Below are 15,532 nucleotides of genomic sequence, written 5' to 3' on the forward strand. Positions count from 1 at the left end.
CAAAATGCAGCGGAGGGGGAGAGGCTGCCTACTTTATTTGAAAGAAATTGGATTTCACATGGAGTGCTGCTGCTTAGACTTTTTGTGTTACGGAAGTAAGGAAGATTTTGTTGCAATGGCTCGGCTTTCAACGAACCATTGCAACCAATCATAGGACAAAATTAGGATGATTTCCATTTTAAACCGAACAATGGCCTCAGGAATTTCACTCTTCTGATCACTTCATAAGTAGCGAAGCAACCAAGGGCCGTGAACATCAGTACCATTACAAACTGGATGGGTGCGGCGACATCGAGCTGGAAAATGAATTTTGAGCCAAGATAGAGAAACACCATGTGCAGGATATAAACAGGATACGCTGCCTGGCTCAGATAAGTAAGTGCTTTGCCACCCTGGTTGAGGTATTTGTATCCAAAAGCAAAAACTGCGAAGATCCAAAAATTCGACTCGATAGATTGCAGGTAATTAGGGGCGGCCTGATTAAATACGACCATGCGAACAACAAACAGCGCACTGGCCATTGCAACGAATATCCACTTCCACTTCAGGATCATTTCCAGAAAGGGTTGTCCGCTAAGTACGAAGCAGAACCCAAAGAAAAACGCCAGCAGCCCAAGGAAGAAACCGTGCCAGGTAGTAGCATAAAGGGAATAAATACCCGGACTCACCAGCCATGCCTCTGCGGCGAAGGCCGCCATCACCGTCAGGAACCCAAGCGGATTGCTGAACAGCCATTTGATCCCCTTGGCCAGACTCCCTTCCTCATGATGTTTTAGGTAGAAAAAAATGGGAGAGAGGACAAGTACATAGATGAAGATGTTGCCAAGAAACCACAAATGGCCCGGGTTGTATTCGTAGCCGGCCGTCATCTTGTAATGCGACTTCCAAAGGTAGATGTGGATAGGCACGATGGCGAACATGCCAAAAAGAAAGGGGATCAGTATCCGGCCGGTGCGTTCCAGCAGCAGCTCTTTCCAGTTCCTTCGGCGTAGCGCAAAAAAGACGCCCATGCCTGAGACAAAGAAAAGCAAAGGTATCCGCCACACATTCAGCATCGACATGGGAATCCATAGTGATTCCCATGTCTTTTCAGAAGTAATGAATCCAATCATCACTCCCCAGGTTTGGAAGCCGATGGCGATGTGGTAGATCAGTAGCAAGCCGATGGCGATTACACGCAACCAGTCAACATCGTACCTTCTGTGTGTTGTTGTCATTTGAGTAGTCTTTGATACTTATTATTATTTCAGCATTTCAGCTACTTCGGGCCTTGTTTTTTCAATATAGGCGTAGTCGAGTTTCATGCCCATTGGAGCAAGCATGGTGGCCATCATTTCATAGCTGCCTTTTACGTCGGCATAGGGCCCTGCGACACTCTCGTAGGCTGTAGCTCCATACTTGTTTTTGATGGTTTTGTCGGCGCCCTTGTAGAGCAGCATTTGCACAATTTCCGGCCGACAGAAAAATGCTGCTGAGATCAGTGCGGTAGAGCCTTCGTTGTTTTGGAAATTGATGTCAGCACCTGCGTCGATAAGAATTTTGGCTGCCTCCGGCTTACCAAACACAGCCGCAGAAATCAAAGGGCTTGACCCTCCGAAAGGGTCTTTCTTGTTCAGGTTAGAGCCGGCAGCAATGTGTTGCTTCAACACTTCAATATCACCGGAAAGCACCGCAGTGTGGATATCCATTTCTGGTGCGGAAACGCCGGATGCTGCGGTGGTGGCCTCGCTCATCTTTGAGTCGCTCGTACAGGCGGAGGCACCTAAAAGTACAATTACCAGCAACAGCTGAGTGAAAGTTGTCAAACCATTTTTCATCATCGTTTTCATTGTTCTTCTTGTTTAGTTTCTGAGAAATTTTGTTTGAGACAAAGTTCCGTCAAGGTCTGGCGCAGCACTAAACACGATTGCAGCCGAATTCATAAGGTTTGGCGAAGAGATGAAAACTATGACGACTTGATATAAATTATGACGCAAACCTGCTTGAAAGCATGCTTGCATTACTCATTCCAGAACGTTTGTGACTTCCACTTGGAATCACCATTTTTGTAGAGCTTGCACAACATTTAGCTGCCTGATAATGGAGAACCAAAGCCCAACCGGTCTGACGGAGGGAAATGATTTTTTGACCCAGCTTACAGTCATCATCGGCGAAAACCTTTCTGATGAAAACTTTGGTGTGTCGGAGCTGGCCAGTGAGGTGAGCATGAGCCGTTCGAACCTACTGCGCAAGATCAGCAAACTGACCAGGCTTTCCGCCAGCCAGTTTATTCGCCAGGAGCGGCTAAAAAAGGGCATGGAGCTGCTCAGGCAAACTTCCATGAATGTGTCGGAGGTGTCGTACAAAGTGGGCTTTGGCAGCACGTCTTATTTCATCAAATGTTTTCGTGAGTATTATGGCTACCCGCCGGGGGAGGTGGGGAAAAGAGAGCATCACGAGCCTGTGAGTCCGACTGTTGCTGAGAAAAGAAAATCGCTCAGGGTGCCGTTGTTAGCAGTGGCGGCCTTTCTGGTTGTGGGAGCCACTGTATGGTGGTTTTTTTACCCCCCAAAAGACTCGGGCCCAGTGCAGCCTGCGCTCGATAAATCGATAGCAGTGCTGCCCTTCAAAAACGAAAGCAACGACTCCACCAACGTTTACCTTATTAATGGACTGATGGAGTCGACCCTGACTAACCTGCAAAAGATGCGTGACGTTCGGGTGATCAGCCGCACATCTTCTGAAAAATACCGGAACACGAGCAAGTCAATTCCTGAAATGGCGAAGGAATTGAACGTCAGCTATTTCGTAGAAGGGAGCGGACAGAAAATTGGTGACAACATATTGCTGAACATCCAGCTGATAGAAGCAGCCACTGACCGCCATCTTTGGGCCAAGCAGTATCGGAGGGAAGCGAAAGATATTTTTGAATTGCAGGAAGAAGTAGCTAAAAACATCGCCGAGGAGATACAGGTGTTCATTACACCGGAAGAGGAAGAAAGAATTGGAAAGCGGCCGACAGAGAGCCTGGCAGCCTATGATTTTTACCTGAAAGGAACGGAGCTATTCTATCAAAGTACTGGCGAAAGCCTGAAGGCGTCGATTCCTTATTATAAAAATGCTATTGACATCGACAATCAATTTGCCCTGGCCTATGCCGATCTCACCATGGTGTATTTTTACCTGGATATCTATCGATCAGACAAGCTATATAGTGAGGAAATAGGCCAGAGCTCAGAAAAGGCGTTCGCTCTTGATCCGACGCTGGCGGAGAGCCTTGTGGCAAAAGCTCTGGCCTACATCTATGAAGAAAAGAACGAGCAGGCAGTACCTTACCTGGAAAAGGCGCTGGAGTACAATCCCAACTCGGGTGTCGTCCTGCATTTTCTTTCCGAGTATTATTTTTCCCGCCGACCTGATACGGGAAAGTATTTGGAGTACGCATTGATGAAGGCCCGGGTGGATGTGGCAGCAGACTCCTCCACCCAGAGTTACAACTACCTGCAAATAAGTAATGCGTTGGTGCAGGCAGGGTTCGTGGATGAAGCACTTTTTTACATCGACAAATCCATTGCGTATGAGCCCGGCAACACTATAGCAAGGATGGTGAAAGTATTCACCCAGCTAGCCAGAACCAGAAGCTTTGCTAAGGCAAAAGATTTTCTGCTCAAAGAGCTGGAAAATGATCCCAACAATATAATGTTCTTGCAAGAGTTGGGTAACACATGCTTTGTGCTGAGGGACTATGAAAATTCTTATCGTTACTACAAAAAATTCGTCAACCTAAAGGACAGCCTCCATCTTGATTTGTATGCCCACGCCAACCTTAAGATTGGGATCGTGTATGAAAAAATGGGTTTCACTGAGGAGGCCGAGCAATTTATCAGTCGCTATAAACAATATGCCGACAACGATCCCACGATTTACATGCATGTGAACCAGGCTGCATACTTCGCCTATTTGAAAGATTGGCCACGAGCCATCGGGGAGGTGACCTTGTTTTCAAAACAGGACAACTTCTACATTTGGGTGCTGATGCTGGATATGGACCCTATGTTTGAGCCCATCAAAGATCGGCCTGAATTTCAAAAGGCATTTGGTGAAGTCAAGGCCAAGTTTTGGAAGGATCATGAGGAGATCAAAGCCCACTTGGGAGAGGAGGGGCTGCTGCCGATAAGACTTTAGTCCCTAATCAAGCTCGCCGGGTTTGTATTCCATGTTTTTCCAATGCTAAGTACCACGGTAGTTATTCCAAGCGCCAGCACTCCCAGGCAGGCCGCCACAAACACCCATGGGCTGATGCTGTCTCTCAGCGCAAAAGATTGCAGCCACTGTGACACCAGCCAGAAGCACACTGGTGCGATGATAGCAAACGAAAGACCAATGAGCACCAGGTATTCTCTTGAAAACAGGCGCACTATGGAACCATAGCTGGCACCGATAATTTTCCGCACACCCACTTCCTTTTTCCTTTGGGAAATGGTCAGCGAGCAGAGGCCGAAAAGCCCGAGACACGACACCATGATGGTCAGCACGCTGAAGGAAGTAAATAGGGTGAGCGCTCTGTCCTCCGCATCGTACTGAGCAGCCAGCGACTGATCCAGAAAATGGGCCGCAAAAGGTTCGTTGGGAAACAGTTTTTTCCATTCACTTTCAAGCAATGGCATTTGCTCTTTCACGGGGTAGTCGGAGCGGAAGCGTACCAGCATATGCACGGTAACGTCATCTCCGAACATGATGATTGTGGGCTCCACTCCCACGTGAAGCGATTGAAAATAGTAGTCTTCCATCACGCCGACCACTTTTACAGAACCATCTGCATGCACCTGCTCGCCGAGGGGATCGTCCCAACCCCACAAGTCTGCGAAGGCTCCATTAACGATCGCAGTGGTATGCTTATCTACCTGTCGGGTGGGGTCAAAATTGCGCCCTTCAAGCAGCGCTATGTCCAGCGTGGGAAGGTAGTCTTCATCAACTGTGAACACATTCACCAGCCTGCTCTCGCCATTAGGCTTCACACCCAATGTGCCTTTTCGGGGTTCTTCGTCTGGGATGGCACCGTAGCCCGTGCCTGATACTTTTTCTATGGCGCTGTTTTGTAGCAGAATGTTCTTGAACACATTGAGGCTTCCTGCTGCCAGCGAATCGTCTGGCGTATCAATCACTACCACGTTCTCTTTACGGAAACCCATGTCGTAGTTGCTCATGAAACGCATTTGCTGGTGGATAAGCAACGTGCAAATGATCAGTCCCATGGCAATGGCAAACTGCACCAGGATGGAGGCTTTGCGGAACCATTGGCCCCGGATGCCGGTGATTTTTCCTTTTAATGCCTGCAATGGTTGAATAGAGGAAGTAAAAAAAGCGGGAAAGCTGCCCGCCAGCACACCCACGAGCACCACTGTGGCAAAAGAGAGGGAGAGGAAGGTGAAATTAAACAGGCGGATGGCTTCGAAGCTTTTTCCGGTAATTTCATTAAACAGGGGCATGGCTATTACCACCATTATCATGGCAATAAGAAAAGCCATCAGGGCGATCAGCACCGACTCGCTCAGGTATTTAAAAACTAGCTGAGGAAAACGTGCGCCGACGATTTTACGGATGCCCACTTCCCGGCCCCGCTCCAGCGACTGCACCAGCGAAAAGTTGATGAAATTGATGCTGCCGATCACCAACATCAGCAGCGCCACTGAAGCGATGATAGAAATGAAGGCCATATTGCCTTTAGGCGTATCGTCGTAAGTGGGCTCCCGAAAATGGACGCCACTAAGCGGCTCCACAGGCATGGCGATGGTGAGGTCGGCCTCGTCGAGCAGCTCGTTGAGGGTTTTTTCAGCGTCGCTCACCATTCGTTCTTTAAAGGCAGTAAGCGCTGGATCGGACTGGAGGTACTGTTCTTTGAGCAGCACATAAGTATGGTATTCAAAGTCGAACCATCCTTTCTCCGCCTGGCTGTCCATTGACACCAGGGCAGTAAATTTACGGTCGGTGGCAGTCGGCAGGTCGTTCATAAGCCCTGTTACCTGGTAGGGCTGCTCATTGATAGTTAGCACTTTGCCCATGGGCTCCTCTGCTCCAAAGTATTTTTCAGCCAGGGTTTTTGTCAGCACAATGCTGTTAGGAGTTATGAGAGCGGTGCCTGGGTCCCCTTCAATGAGGGGAAAGGTAAGTATTTGAAAGATTTCCGGGTCGGCCTGGAGGATATCGTTTTCCTGAAAGACGCTTGTGCCGTACTTGATTGACCGGACTGTCATGGTGGTCATTCGCACCGCTTCCTCCACTTCGGGGAACTCCTGCTTCAGCATGGGTGTCAGCGCCCCGGGTGCGGTAGACACTTTGGTGACCGACTCACCCGAGTTTATTTCTGAGGCGACCACGTATATCCTGTCCAGTTTCTCGTGGTACTGGTCGTAGCTGAGCTCTTCGGTGATATACAGCCCAATAAAAATGCACGCCGCAAAGCCAATAGCCAGGCCAAACACATTGATGAAGCTGAGCGTTTTGTGACGGGAAAGGAAGCGAAGGTAGGCAGTTAAGTTGTGCATGAAAATGGTGATTGCGGAAGTTGCATCAGCAAGCAAGTCCCGTTGTTTGAAAACTGAACAATAAGCAGAGTCAATTATAAACATTTTGGTTGGAGCCGGCCACTTTTCGCCCTACCTGTCAGGATGCAGAATGACAAGGATAGTTGCTTTGCCGATACGGTATTTTTACCGCCCGAAGCACCGAGATTGCCTTTCTATTAAAAATGTCCAATTTAAACCCGAAACGTTAATCTTTTCGCTATTTTTAGTAACGACTTGGCTGTTAGTTACATGAAGCGCTTTCACTTTTTTTTCCTGGATGGATTTGACCTTGATGAGGAGGGGTTTGCAAGGGCCCGACTGATGATCAGCTTTGCGCTTGTGGAGGTTCTCTTTTGCCTGGTTTGTTTTGTACTTCACCCCTACCTGAGCTTCTACACGCCGAGAATTGCCTTTCTGCTGCCGGTGGTGCTGCTTTTAAGTACGCTTTTTTTGCTCCGGTTAAAAACAGGCCTCCACCTTGCTATACAAACTACCATTTTTTGTTTTTGGATATCGTTTTGCGTCGGGATGTATTTTTCCGGCGGGCTGCTGTCACTCATTGCACCATGGCTTGGGCTGTTGCCGCTGATGGCCTTCACGCTTGTTAACCAGAAGAACGCATTTGTGTGGGCAGGCATTTCACTTACCACTTTCGTTGTTTTCGCTTTTGTCCACGATAATCTGGCGGTGCCAAAAGCTGGCAATGTGTATGGAGCCCTCGTGGCTCACCTCGGGCTGGCGGTCGTGATCTTCGTCTTCATCCAGCTATTCCACAGGATCCGCCAGCACCTGCTAACGACGATTACCGATAGGAATAATAAGCTGGAGGTAAGTCAGGAGGCGCTGGCAGCCAGGGTGAAAGAAATTGTTGACCGCAACAACAGCCTTGAAAAACACTGGCATACCCTGCTCGACATTTCAAAAAGCAGGAGCATCAGCTTCGGTACGCTAGAGGAGGCACTGCGGGACATTACCAAAACAGGCGCCGTTAGTCTTGAGGCGCACAGGGTGAGCATTTGGCATTATGACCGAACGAGCAACAAAATAAAATGCCTGCTGCTGTACAAACTGAAAGAGCAAGATTATGAAAAAGGGGCAGAGCTGCACGGCGAAGATTTTCCACGCTACTTTGAGGCACTGCTCGACGAAGAAATCATTCCGGCGGATGATGCGGAAGTTGACCCTAAGACGTTCGAATTTAAGGACAACTATTTGAAGCCCCACAACATCCTGTCAATGATGGATGCACCTTATTTCCTCGATGGAAAACTGGGAGGTGTGATTTGCTTCGAGCATCAAGAGCATCGCCACTGGCTACCGGAGGATTTGCTTTTTGCGAAAGCTCTGTCGGACATTGTGCCGCTGGTGATCAGGTCGATCCAGCGAAGAGACTATGAAGCGAGAATTCGGAAGCATAAGAAGGAAGTGAGCAGACTCAATCAAAGCCTGGAGGAGCGGATCAGCGAGAGGACGCAGGAGCTTGAAACGCAGAACAAGCAGTTGGCAGAGTATGCTTACATCAACTCCCATCAGCTAAGAGGGCCGATCTGCAGAATTCTGGGGCTCGTTAACCTGATCGAAGAGAGTGATACAAAGGAGAAGGAAATGGTTGGTCTTTTGAAAGCGTCGGTGGTAGAGCTGGATGATGTGGTGAAAAAGATCAACGAAATTGTGGACGCTGGCGCATCTATCGACCGAAACCAGCTGAACGGGTGGGTGCCCTCAGAGTCGTGAAGGAAGCTGCCGGCCCTCGCCTAACAGTTTTCCGCCGAGAGTCTCTGACTCATTTTTTGATTGGGCATTTTGCCATACCAGCACCGCCGACCAGGCGCAGGAGCAGATGGAGGTAATGTAGCGGTGGGTTTAGCACAGGAAAGGAGAAAGGCGGCTGAGAGGCTGCCTTTTTTGATGCTTTCAGTTGCGGAGGAAATTCCTGGGTGCAAATAAATTTGTATATTTGTTAATATGAAAGACGCAGTAAAAGACGCATTGAGAGCTGAAAAAGCAATGAATGAGGCTTTAAAGAGAGAAAAGGCATCCCGTGGAGGGAAAAAACAGTTAGTCGCTCCAAAAGTGATAGTTGTTGCAGAAAAAATCTGAACTCAGCTCGTCGTCATTTTTTATTGTTATTGCCGGACCCAACGGTGCTGGCAAGTCGACTACGAGTAAAGAAATACTTAGGCCGTATGGGTTAGAAGCCTTTGATTGGGATAAGGAATTCCACTCAGTATGGAAGAAATTCGGCTTTGATCCCCTGCTTACCGAAGGAATCAGGGAGTCTATCAACTCAAAATTTGAATCGTATTTGTCTCATTCTTTTTCCCAAGATATGTCGGTAGCCTACGAAACAAATTTCCACTCAGAATAGAATATCCAACTAGCAAAAAAAGCTAAGAAATTGGGTTATACAACGATTCTATACTTCCTGGCACTTACCGATCCTACCATTGCAATTCAGCGTGTGCAGGAAAGAGTCAGGAAAGGCGGCCATGCAGTGAGTGAGTCCACGATTAGAGAAAGATTTGCCAGAGGCCTGCAAATATTCGACGATAAAGCTATATCGGCTTTTGACTGAATAGCATTGTATAACTCTTCTAATAGCTTTGAATTGCAATTTGTGATCGAAGATCAAATGCCGATATTCATCAAAGATGTTGACAACGATTTAATCACATTATTACCTAACCTGAAGGCTCTTTTAGGATACGGATAATGTTTCGATACATCCTTTTTTTGAGAAATCGACCCAGCCCATCCTAGCAGCAGAGCTTGGCAATAGCAGCAAGCGCTGGTGCGATGGCCGGTTGGCGAAACTGACCCGGACGAAGTCTCGTGCCACTAGCGATAATACTATAGGAGATTGATTTAATTTAACTGGATACGAGCCGAAGGCTCGCACCAGCAGGGGCTCTTCGATGATGTACAGCCCAATGAAAATACAGGCGGCAAAGCCAATGGCCAGACCGAAGACATAGATGAAGCTGAGCGTTTTGCGGCGGGAAATGAATCTAAGGTAGGCGGTTAGGTTATGCATCGTCCGATGGTTTATTTAGCTATATGATCGACGTGACAACAATTGTCGGATAGTACCTAGATGCAACAATGCCTTTTTTGGTTGGAGGGCTGCTTGAGGTAGCGGTCGCCTGGCATGCTCCTGACTTTTTGGAAAATGGAAAGTAGGTCACACAACTAAACGTATCAAACACCTACTCTTCCGGCTGCCGCACCACCAGCTCAACACCAAAGCCACTGGCGAGCCGCTTGGCCGCATCGATGGCAATTGACCTCTTTGGGTATACAAATGAAAACACAGGCTTGGTTCTGTTGGCATACAACAGAACCTTGTGGTCAGTTATTTCCCCCGAAAGCGTCGGACTGATGCCGTTGGACGTGTTGGTGGTGCTGTATTTGGTGGAGGTTAAGGTTACCGTGGCGATAGACGGAAGCTCCACCCACTCACCAATTTTATATCCGAAAATTGACGTGTAGTGTTTTATTTTGTTTCCACTAAAATAGATGAGTGTTCCGCTGTACGATGACACTATTGCAAGGCCAATTACCACAGCGCCGACTCCCACGATCAAAGTCTTTTCCAGCGAACTCCCGCTCTCCATTAGCATGGGACTTATCAGGGCAAATACGCCCGTCAGGATCATCAGCGACCCCAGTAGGTGTGGGCCGGATAGAAGGTTTCTCTTTTTGAAATCAAATTGACTCATGAAGTTCGTTGGCTGTTTTCAGAATGGGCCTCGCCGTCAACCTCAAAGGCTCTCATGCAACCAGCACTTGAGAGCTTTCGACGTCGTACTCTCATCGTATAACAAATTTAGCCTTTTGGAGCTTATCATACTGCCCAGATAAATGTATCAACTCCACCACAACTTTGTCAAAGCGTAAACCAACTGCCGTTAAGCTCAGTCCGTTGGTTTCTGCAATGGCTTCGGCTATTTATTTTTCAGTGTTTGCCATAAGTCCAAAGCGATCGCTCCTCTCTGATCAACTTGCCTCCTGGGCGAGGAGAATGCCATCATTTTGTGCCGTTGATCAGTGCGTCGAGTGTTTGCTTATCAGCTATTTGGTTTGTAAACCTGTCGTAAATACCTGTGCCCAATTCCAGCGCTCCATTGTCCCAGAAAAAAGGAACTATGCCGGACTCAATGGCTTTCTTTGTCACAAATTCATGGTAATAGGCTCTGGAGTTAAGGTGCAATTGAAGGGCATCTCCCGTCAGGTTAGTTCTCTTCATGGCCCCATATTCTCCCAGAATAACCGGAACGCCTTTTTCGATAAACTGTGATTCCATCAGGTGAAAAGCCTCTGCCACGAATTCCTCCTCACCCCAGTTGGCGTTCCGATCTGTTTCCGTTGTTGAATGGAAGTCGGGACCCCAGTAGTAAAACATTTTGCCCCAGTCGGCATCTGCTTCAAGTCCGCAAAAATTCCATGGCGTATAATAGTGTATCTCTGCCATCATCCGATTGTCCACTTCGTCAACCGGTAGTTCACCCATCAGTTGGTTAGTTTTTTCAATATCCGTGCTGGGCCCCTGGATAACGAGCACCCGATAGCTGTTTTTGCCTCCGGTTGATCTTACGGCATCCACAAATGTTTGGTGGTAGGACTGCAGCACTGACATTTGGGTGCTGTTTTCTATATTGGGCTCGTTAGCACTGGCAAAAAGCAGGTGCTCGTCAAATTCACGCAGGTGGGTGGCTATCTGCTCCCAAAAAGCCTTCTGCTTGAAATTATTCTCCACCTTTTTGGCTTCCGTGCAATTGTTTTCAAGCCATCCGCCATCCCAATGGATATTGAGCAACACATACATGTCTCTGTCTGTGCAATATTTCACCACTTCCTTCACCCTGTCCAGCCATACCTGATCGATTTTGGCAGTCTGCGCATTTTCCATGTGCTGGTCCCAGGAGCATGGGATGCGGACAGCATTGAAACCGCTTTGCTTGACCATATCAATTAATTCAGCGGAGACAAGCGGATTCCCCCAGGCGGTTTCTCCGCCGATGGCTTCCAGCGAGTTGCCCATATTCCAACCAAGCTTCATTTTTGCAGCCAGCTGAACTGCATTGGAAGTCATGCCAGTAGGGTCAGGAGGCAAAGGGTTAGTATTATAATCCGGGTAACGGCCACTGTTTGTGTCTTTAGGATCGGTATCCGGCGTTGTATCTTCACAGGAAAAACTCAAGATCAGTAAGAAGGCGAGGAGCCGGAAAAGAGAGTTCTTGTTCATATGTTTATTTCCACCACGTTTCGCCCTCCACCATATATTTCTCTCTTATGAGCTTCTCATTGAGTTCGATCCCAAAGCCCGGCCGGTCGCTGAGCTGGATATGGCCGTTTTTAATCACGTCCTTATCGTAACCAAGCACATCAGGGTCACCATTGATGCCATTACCTGCCTTGTTCTTAGGATGGAAGATAAACGCTTCGTGTGCGACAAACTCCCGTACCGATGCAGCAAAATTGGCGGATGCAATCGTGGCAATAGGACCAGCCACATTGTGCGTACATACCGGGATATAATAGGTTTCGGCCATGTCGGCAATTTTTTTGGCCTCGAGCAGCCCGCCTGCCATGGAAACGTCAATCTCTATCATGTTCACGCCCTGGTTGACGATAAAGGGCCGGAAGTCGTCCCGGGTATACAGGTTTTCGCCTGTCAGGATGGGTACTGGCGACTTTTCCGTCAGCTTCACCCACTGTTCGTTGTAGGCAATGGGAAGAGGGTCTTCCAGCCAGATGGGCCGCACGGGAGCCACAGCGTTAGCCAGCCGCAGGGCACTGTCGAAGTCAAACTCCCAATGGCAGTGAACGGCGATATCGAACTCCAAGCCCAGCGCTTCCCGCATATTGGCGTAACCCGTTGCATTCCGGTCGGCCTCTACGTTGGACAGCCGACGGTTGTCGAGCCTGTCCCACTGCTGGTCTCTTAAGATATTGGTTTTGCAGGCAGTCCATCCCTGGCTTTTCATTAGTTCAGCAAATTCGGCGCAAGAGTCTTTGCTGAGCATGTCTTGCGGGCCCGACGAGGCATAGGCCCTCACTTCCTTCACATGACTGCCGCCGCCCAGTATTTTGTGCACCGGCTGTTCGGTGATTTTGCCGATCAGGTCCCACATGGCAAACTCCACACCGGTGATGGCGTGGGTGGCCAGGCCGTGGTTACCGCCGTAGTAGGAAGTACGGGTGCTCATCTTGAATACGAGGTATTCCAGGTCCAGAGGGTCCTGATCCATCAGGATGGGCTTGCAAACATTATGGATGATGTCTTTGGCTCCGTAGCCTGTTTCGTCGTGATGGCATTCGCCAATGCCTACCAGCCCCACATTGGTGCTGATCTTCACCAGCGGACTGACCCGAAAGCCAATTTTAGTCAGCACACATTGTACGTCGGTGATTTTTACTTTCCCGGAAAGTGAGTTAGCCAAGAGATCGAGGTAGGGCATAAAGGCCAGGGCGGGCGTGGCCAGGGCCATGTTTCGGACAAAGGTTCTTCGTTTCATAGGTAGGTAGTGTGTTTGAGCGTCCTATAAAAATAGGGAATTATGCCCTCGGCATCCAATGAATAAGTGAAAGAGTGAGATTCTTTGGACTACATTGGATTCCCCAGCCGATATCTTATAAAGCGTTGATCTCCAATATACAAATCATCGTCTTCCTTGAAACCAAGGCGTAGCAAGCCACTGACCCTTGTTCTGGTGGGAGGAAACAACACGGTGACAGAGTCCAGCCCCATTTCGATAAATGCTCTATCTATAATTTTCTGATACAATGTTTTCCCAATGCCCCAGTAGTTTGGATGTAAAACCAGGGCCAAATCAGCTTCTCCACCCTCAGGCTGCAAGCCACCCCAGCCGGCAAATTCATTGTTCACGACGAATGCCCACGGGCCATATCCGTGATCATTCCACAGTTTCATTTTAGATGCAATGAAGGTGTCGCAGGCATTTTCGTCGAAATGATCTTTCAGCAAGGGCATCTGCCGCCTGACGAGCGGGTGATTCATGAGCGTGATGATGTCCGACTTGTCTATTTCCGACAGTTGCTTGAATTCTATTTCCATTTTTTAATTTCTGAGTAGGGGTAATACGATCGATTGCAGCGCAGGCAGCACATCCTCCCGGAACCAGCTATTCTTCTTTTGCCATATGTTGTTGCGGGGCGATGGATGGGGAAGAGGCAGATAGTCTGGCAGATAGGTTTGATAGTTCCTCACAGTCTCGGTCAGTGTGTTTTTACATCTCTGTTTCAAATAGTAGGCCTGCGCATACTGCCCGATCAGCAGTGTGAGTTGTACTTCCGGCATTGAGGCGATCACTGGTTGATGCCACAACGGCGCACATTCCGGCCTTGGAGGCAGGTCGCCACTTTTTCCGGTGCCAGGATAGCAAAAACCCATGGGCATAAGTGTCAGCAGCTTGCCATTGTAGAAAGTTTCCCGGTCTATTCCCAGCCAGCTTCTCAGGTTGTCGCCGCTGACATCGTCCCACGGAATGCCACTTTGCTGCACCTTCATGCCGGGCGCTTGCCCGATTATCACTATTCGGGCCGATGAGCCCGCCTGAATGATGGGTCTTGGAACATAGGGCAGGTGTTCTTTACACAAGCTACAGGCTCTGATATCGTTGAGTAGTTTATCCATATATGGAAGCAGAAAGCCACCCGAAGCAAAGGCTTCAGGCGGCAGGTTTCACATGGCAGGAACCGCTATTCTTTGCTCAGCTTTTTCCAGTTGTTGTCGGCTTTAGAAGCTAACTGGTTATGATTGCCTTCCAGCCACAGCTGCTGAGCATCCACTTCCATGTTGTAAAGAAACAAGTAATACTTTCCGTCTTTCACCACAAATTTATTTGGATCAACCCTGAATTTTGCTCCAACCGACACGCCAAAGGCACAGTAGCCTCCGTATTGCGGCAAATACTTCTGAGGGTTGGCTTCAAAGGCCTTCTTCTGTTTAGCGTCTGTGAAGTAGAAAGCCACACCTTCGTGGGTAGCCTTGAACTCCTTCTGGCCTTTTTGGGCAATCCCTAAATCAAGGTACGACACGGGGCTGTAGCCTTGCAGAGCGATTTTGCTATCGTCAATATTGTAGCTGGTTTTGATGTCCTGCGAAAAGCCGATGGTTGAAATGAGCAATGCTGCGAATATGAATGAAAATGTTTTCATTGTTTGTCTGTTTATATGGTTTTAAAATGTTTGAATAGTAGCTATTGATTACGATTTTGAACTGACCGCTTCGGGTTTGTGCAGACTTACTACTGTTAACACAGCCACGCCGTTGATCAGGTAGTAGTAGGTGTCTAGCCCTTTGAAGGAAAAGACAAAGGGGGCCAGTACGAACACCGCTCCAACCAGGGCGTCTACAATGAGGTGAATCCGATAGGGAATCACCCGCATCACACCCAGGTGATGGTCAGTAAGCAGCGTGAGAGCAAAGGCAGCAACTCCTGTGGCCACGGAGAGTTGAAAGGCGAACATATTCGACTTACCGAGCCCCAGTACAAAAGGCAGAGCCATCAAAGCCACCGCCACCGGATAGTCCAGGTAGGCATGGATTCTTTTTGTTACGAATTTCATCGTTAGCGTTGTTTAAGCTTTGAAATATTGTTCCTCCACGATCTGTCCGTTTTCCCACGAAGTCTTGAGGATTTCATGCCACAGAATTTTGCTACCATCCTTCATGTCGAAATCGAAGGTGAATTCAGCAAAAGAGGTGTCGCCATTGAGAGAAGCGTTGTGCAACTGAATACCATTTACTTTGGCTATAGCGTTGGCAAACCCCTGCATTTTAGCTAGCATTTCTGATTTGTCGTTTGTTGCAGTCCCGTCAAAGTCGATGGTTTTGGCATTGGGTGCAAAGTACTTTTCGGTTGCCTCCACGATCTGCCCTTTCTTCACCATCTCGTTTTTAGCCGAGAAGATTTCGTTCAGCGATTGTTCCATTTTCTTTCTTTTTTAGATCATTTGTCAAA

17 protein-coding genes are annotated in these 15,532 nt (G+C 48.3%); 5 read left to right on the plus strand and 12 right to left on the minus strand.

Annotation, left to right across the window (positions count from 1 at the left end; all coding sequences use genetic code 11):
- Positions 1-161: 161 nt before the first annotated feature.
- Together RIG68_RS12285 and RIG68_RS12290 are read right to left on the minus strand one after the other, a co-directional pair.
- Entirely contained in the window at positions 162-1,217 is a 1,056-nt protein-coding gene (locus tag RIG68_RS12285) for an acyltransferase family protein (RefSeq protein WP_350122487.1), read from the minus strand.
- Between the two features lie 24 nt (positions 1,218-1,241).
- Positions 1,242-1,829, minus strand: a complete 588-nt coding sequence (locus RIG68_RS12290) for an ankyrin repeat domain-containing protein (RefSeq protein WP_350122489.1) — start codon at positions 1,827-1,829, stop codon at positions 1,242-1,244.
- Positions 1,830-2,079: 250 nt separating this feature from the next.
- Between RIG68_RS12290 and RIG68_RS12295 the strand changes: the two genes are divergently transcribed.
- Positions 2,080-4,164 carry a helix-turn-helix domain-containing protein gene (locus RIG68_RS12295; RefSeq protein WP_350122491.1) on the plus strand — a complete coding sequence of 695 codons (2,085 nt, stop codon included), beginning with the start codon at positions 2,080-2,082 and terminating at the stop codon, positions 4,162-4,164.
- Here RIG68_RS12295 and RIG68_RS12300 read toward each other — a convergent pair.
- Positions 4,161-6,524, minus strand: coding sequence for an ABC transporter permease (locus RIG68_RS12300; protein WP_350122493.1), 2,364 nt, complete (start codon positions 6,522-6,524; stop codon positions 4,161-4,163). The genes RIG68_RS12295 and RIG68_RS12300 overlap by 4 nt on opposite strands.
- A gap of 270 nt (positions 6,525-6,794) precedes the next feature.
- On the opposite strand from RIG68_RS12300, the gene RIG68_RS12305 reads away from it, so the two are divergent.
- The 4 genes from RIG68_RS12305 (at position 6,795) to RIG68_RS12320 (ending at position 9,120) form a co-directional block, all read left to right on the plus strand.
- Entirely contained in the window at positions 6,795-8,279 is a 1,485-nt protein-coding gene (locus RIG68_RS12305; RefSeq protein WP_350122495.1) for a GAF domain-containing protein, read from the plus strand.
- 231 nt (positions 8,280-8,510) lie between these two features.
- On the plus strand, positions 8,511-8,645 hold the full coding sequence (locus tag RIG68_RS12310; protein WP_317487635.1) for a hypothetical protein: 135 nt from the start codon (positions 8,511-8,513) through the stop codon (positions 8,643-8,645).
- On the plus strand, positions 8,629-8,913 hold the full coding sequence (locus tag RIG68_RS12315; RefSeq protein ID WP_350122497.1) for a hypothetical protein: 285 nt from the start codon (positions 8,629-8,631) through the stop codon (positions 8,911-8,913). Before RIG68_RS12310 ends, RIG68_RS12315 begins: the two co-directional genes overlap by 17 nt.
- A 30-nt stretch (positions 8,914-8,943) precedes the next feature.
- Positions 8,944-9,120, plus strand: a complete 177-nt coding sequence (locus RIG68_RS12320) for a hypothetical protein (RefSeq protein ID WP_350122499.1) — start codon at positions 8,944-8,946, stop codon at positions 9,118-9,120.
- A gap of 123 nt (positions 9,121-9,243) precedes the next feature.
- Here RIG68_RS12320 and RIG68_RS12325 read toward each other — a convergent pair whose 3' ends face one another.
- The 9 genes from RIG68_RS12325 to RIG68_RS12365 all read right to left on the minus strand — a co-directional run bounded on the left by RIG68_RS12325 (position 9,244) and on the right by RIG68_RS12365 (position 15,503).
- The gene (locus tag RIG68_RS12325; protein ID WP_350122501.1) at positions 9,244-9,579 is read right to left on the minus strand and encodes a hypothetical protein; all 336 of its coding nucleotides are present in this window, start codon (positions 9,577-9,579) and stop codon (positions 9,244-9,246) included.
- Between the two features lie 172 nt (positions 9,580-9,751).
- The gene (locus tag RIG68_RS12330; protein WP_350122503.1) at positions 9,752-10,264 is read right to left on the minus strand and encodes a hypothetical protein; all 513 of its coding nucleotides are present in this window, start codon (positions 10,262-10,264) and stop codon (positions 9,752-9,754) included.
- 308 nt (positions 10,265-10,572) lie between these two features.
- Complete coding sequence (locus RIG68_RS12335) at positions 10,573-11,790, minus strand: glycoside hydrolase family 5 protein (RefSeq protein WP_350122505.1); 1,218 nt, start codon at positions 11,788-11,790, stop codon at positions 10,573-10,575.
- Between the two features lie 4 nt (positions 11,791-11,794).
- Positions 11,795-13,063, minus strand: a complete 1,269-nt coding sequence (locus tag RIG68_RS12340) for a mandelate racemase/muconate lactonizing enzyme family protein (RefSeq protein WP_350122507.1) — start codon at positions 13,061-13,063, stop codon at positions 11,795-11,797.
- 89 nt (positions 13,064-13,152) lie between these two features.
- The gene (locus RIG68_RS12345) at positions 13,153-13,623 is read right to left on the minus strand and encodes a GNAT family N-acetyltransferase (RefSeq protein WP_350122509.1); all 471 of its coding nucleotides are present in this window, start codon (positions 13,621-13,623) and stop codon (positions 13,153-13,155) included.
- 3 nt (positions 13,624-13,626) lie between these two features.
- Positions 13,627-14,202: a uracil-DNA glycosylase family protein gene (locus RIG68_RS12350; RefSeq protein WP_350122511.1), complete on the minus strand. Its 576-nt coding sequence runs from the start codon at positions 14,200-14,202 to the stop codon at positions 13,627-13,629.
- 65 nt (positions 14,203-14,267) lie between these two features.
- Entirely contained in the window at positions 14,268-14,726 is a 459-nt protein-coding gene (locus RIG68_RS12355) for a YHS domain-containing (seleno)protein (protein ID WP_350122513.1), read from the minus strand.
- A 48-nt stretch (positions 14,727-14,774) separates the two neighbouring features.
- Positions 14,775-15,137 carry an SPW repeat domain-containing protein gene (locus RIG68_RS12360; RefSeq protein WP_350088000.1) on the minus strand — a complete coding sequence of 121 codons (363 nt, stop codon included), beginning with the start codon at positions 15,135-15,137 and terminating at the stop codon, positions 14,775-14,777.
- A 12-nt stretch (positions 15,138-15,149) separates the two neighbouring features.
- The gene (locus RIG68_RS12365) at positions 15,150-15,503 is read right to left on the minus strand and encodes a SnoaL-like domain-containing protein (RefSeq protein ID WP_350122515.1); all 354 of its coding nucleotides are present in this window, start codon (positions 15,501-15,503) and stop codon (positions 15,150-15,152) included.
- Between the last annotated feature and the right edge of the window lie 29 nt (positions 15,504-15,532).

Origin of the sequence: Imperialibacter sp. (assembly GCF_040222385.1) — a bacterium.
Classification (GTDB): Bacteria; Bacteroidota; Bacteroidia; order Cytophagales; family Cyclobacteriaceae; genus Imperialibacter.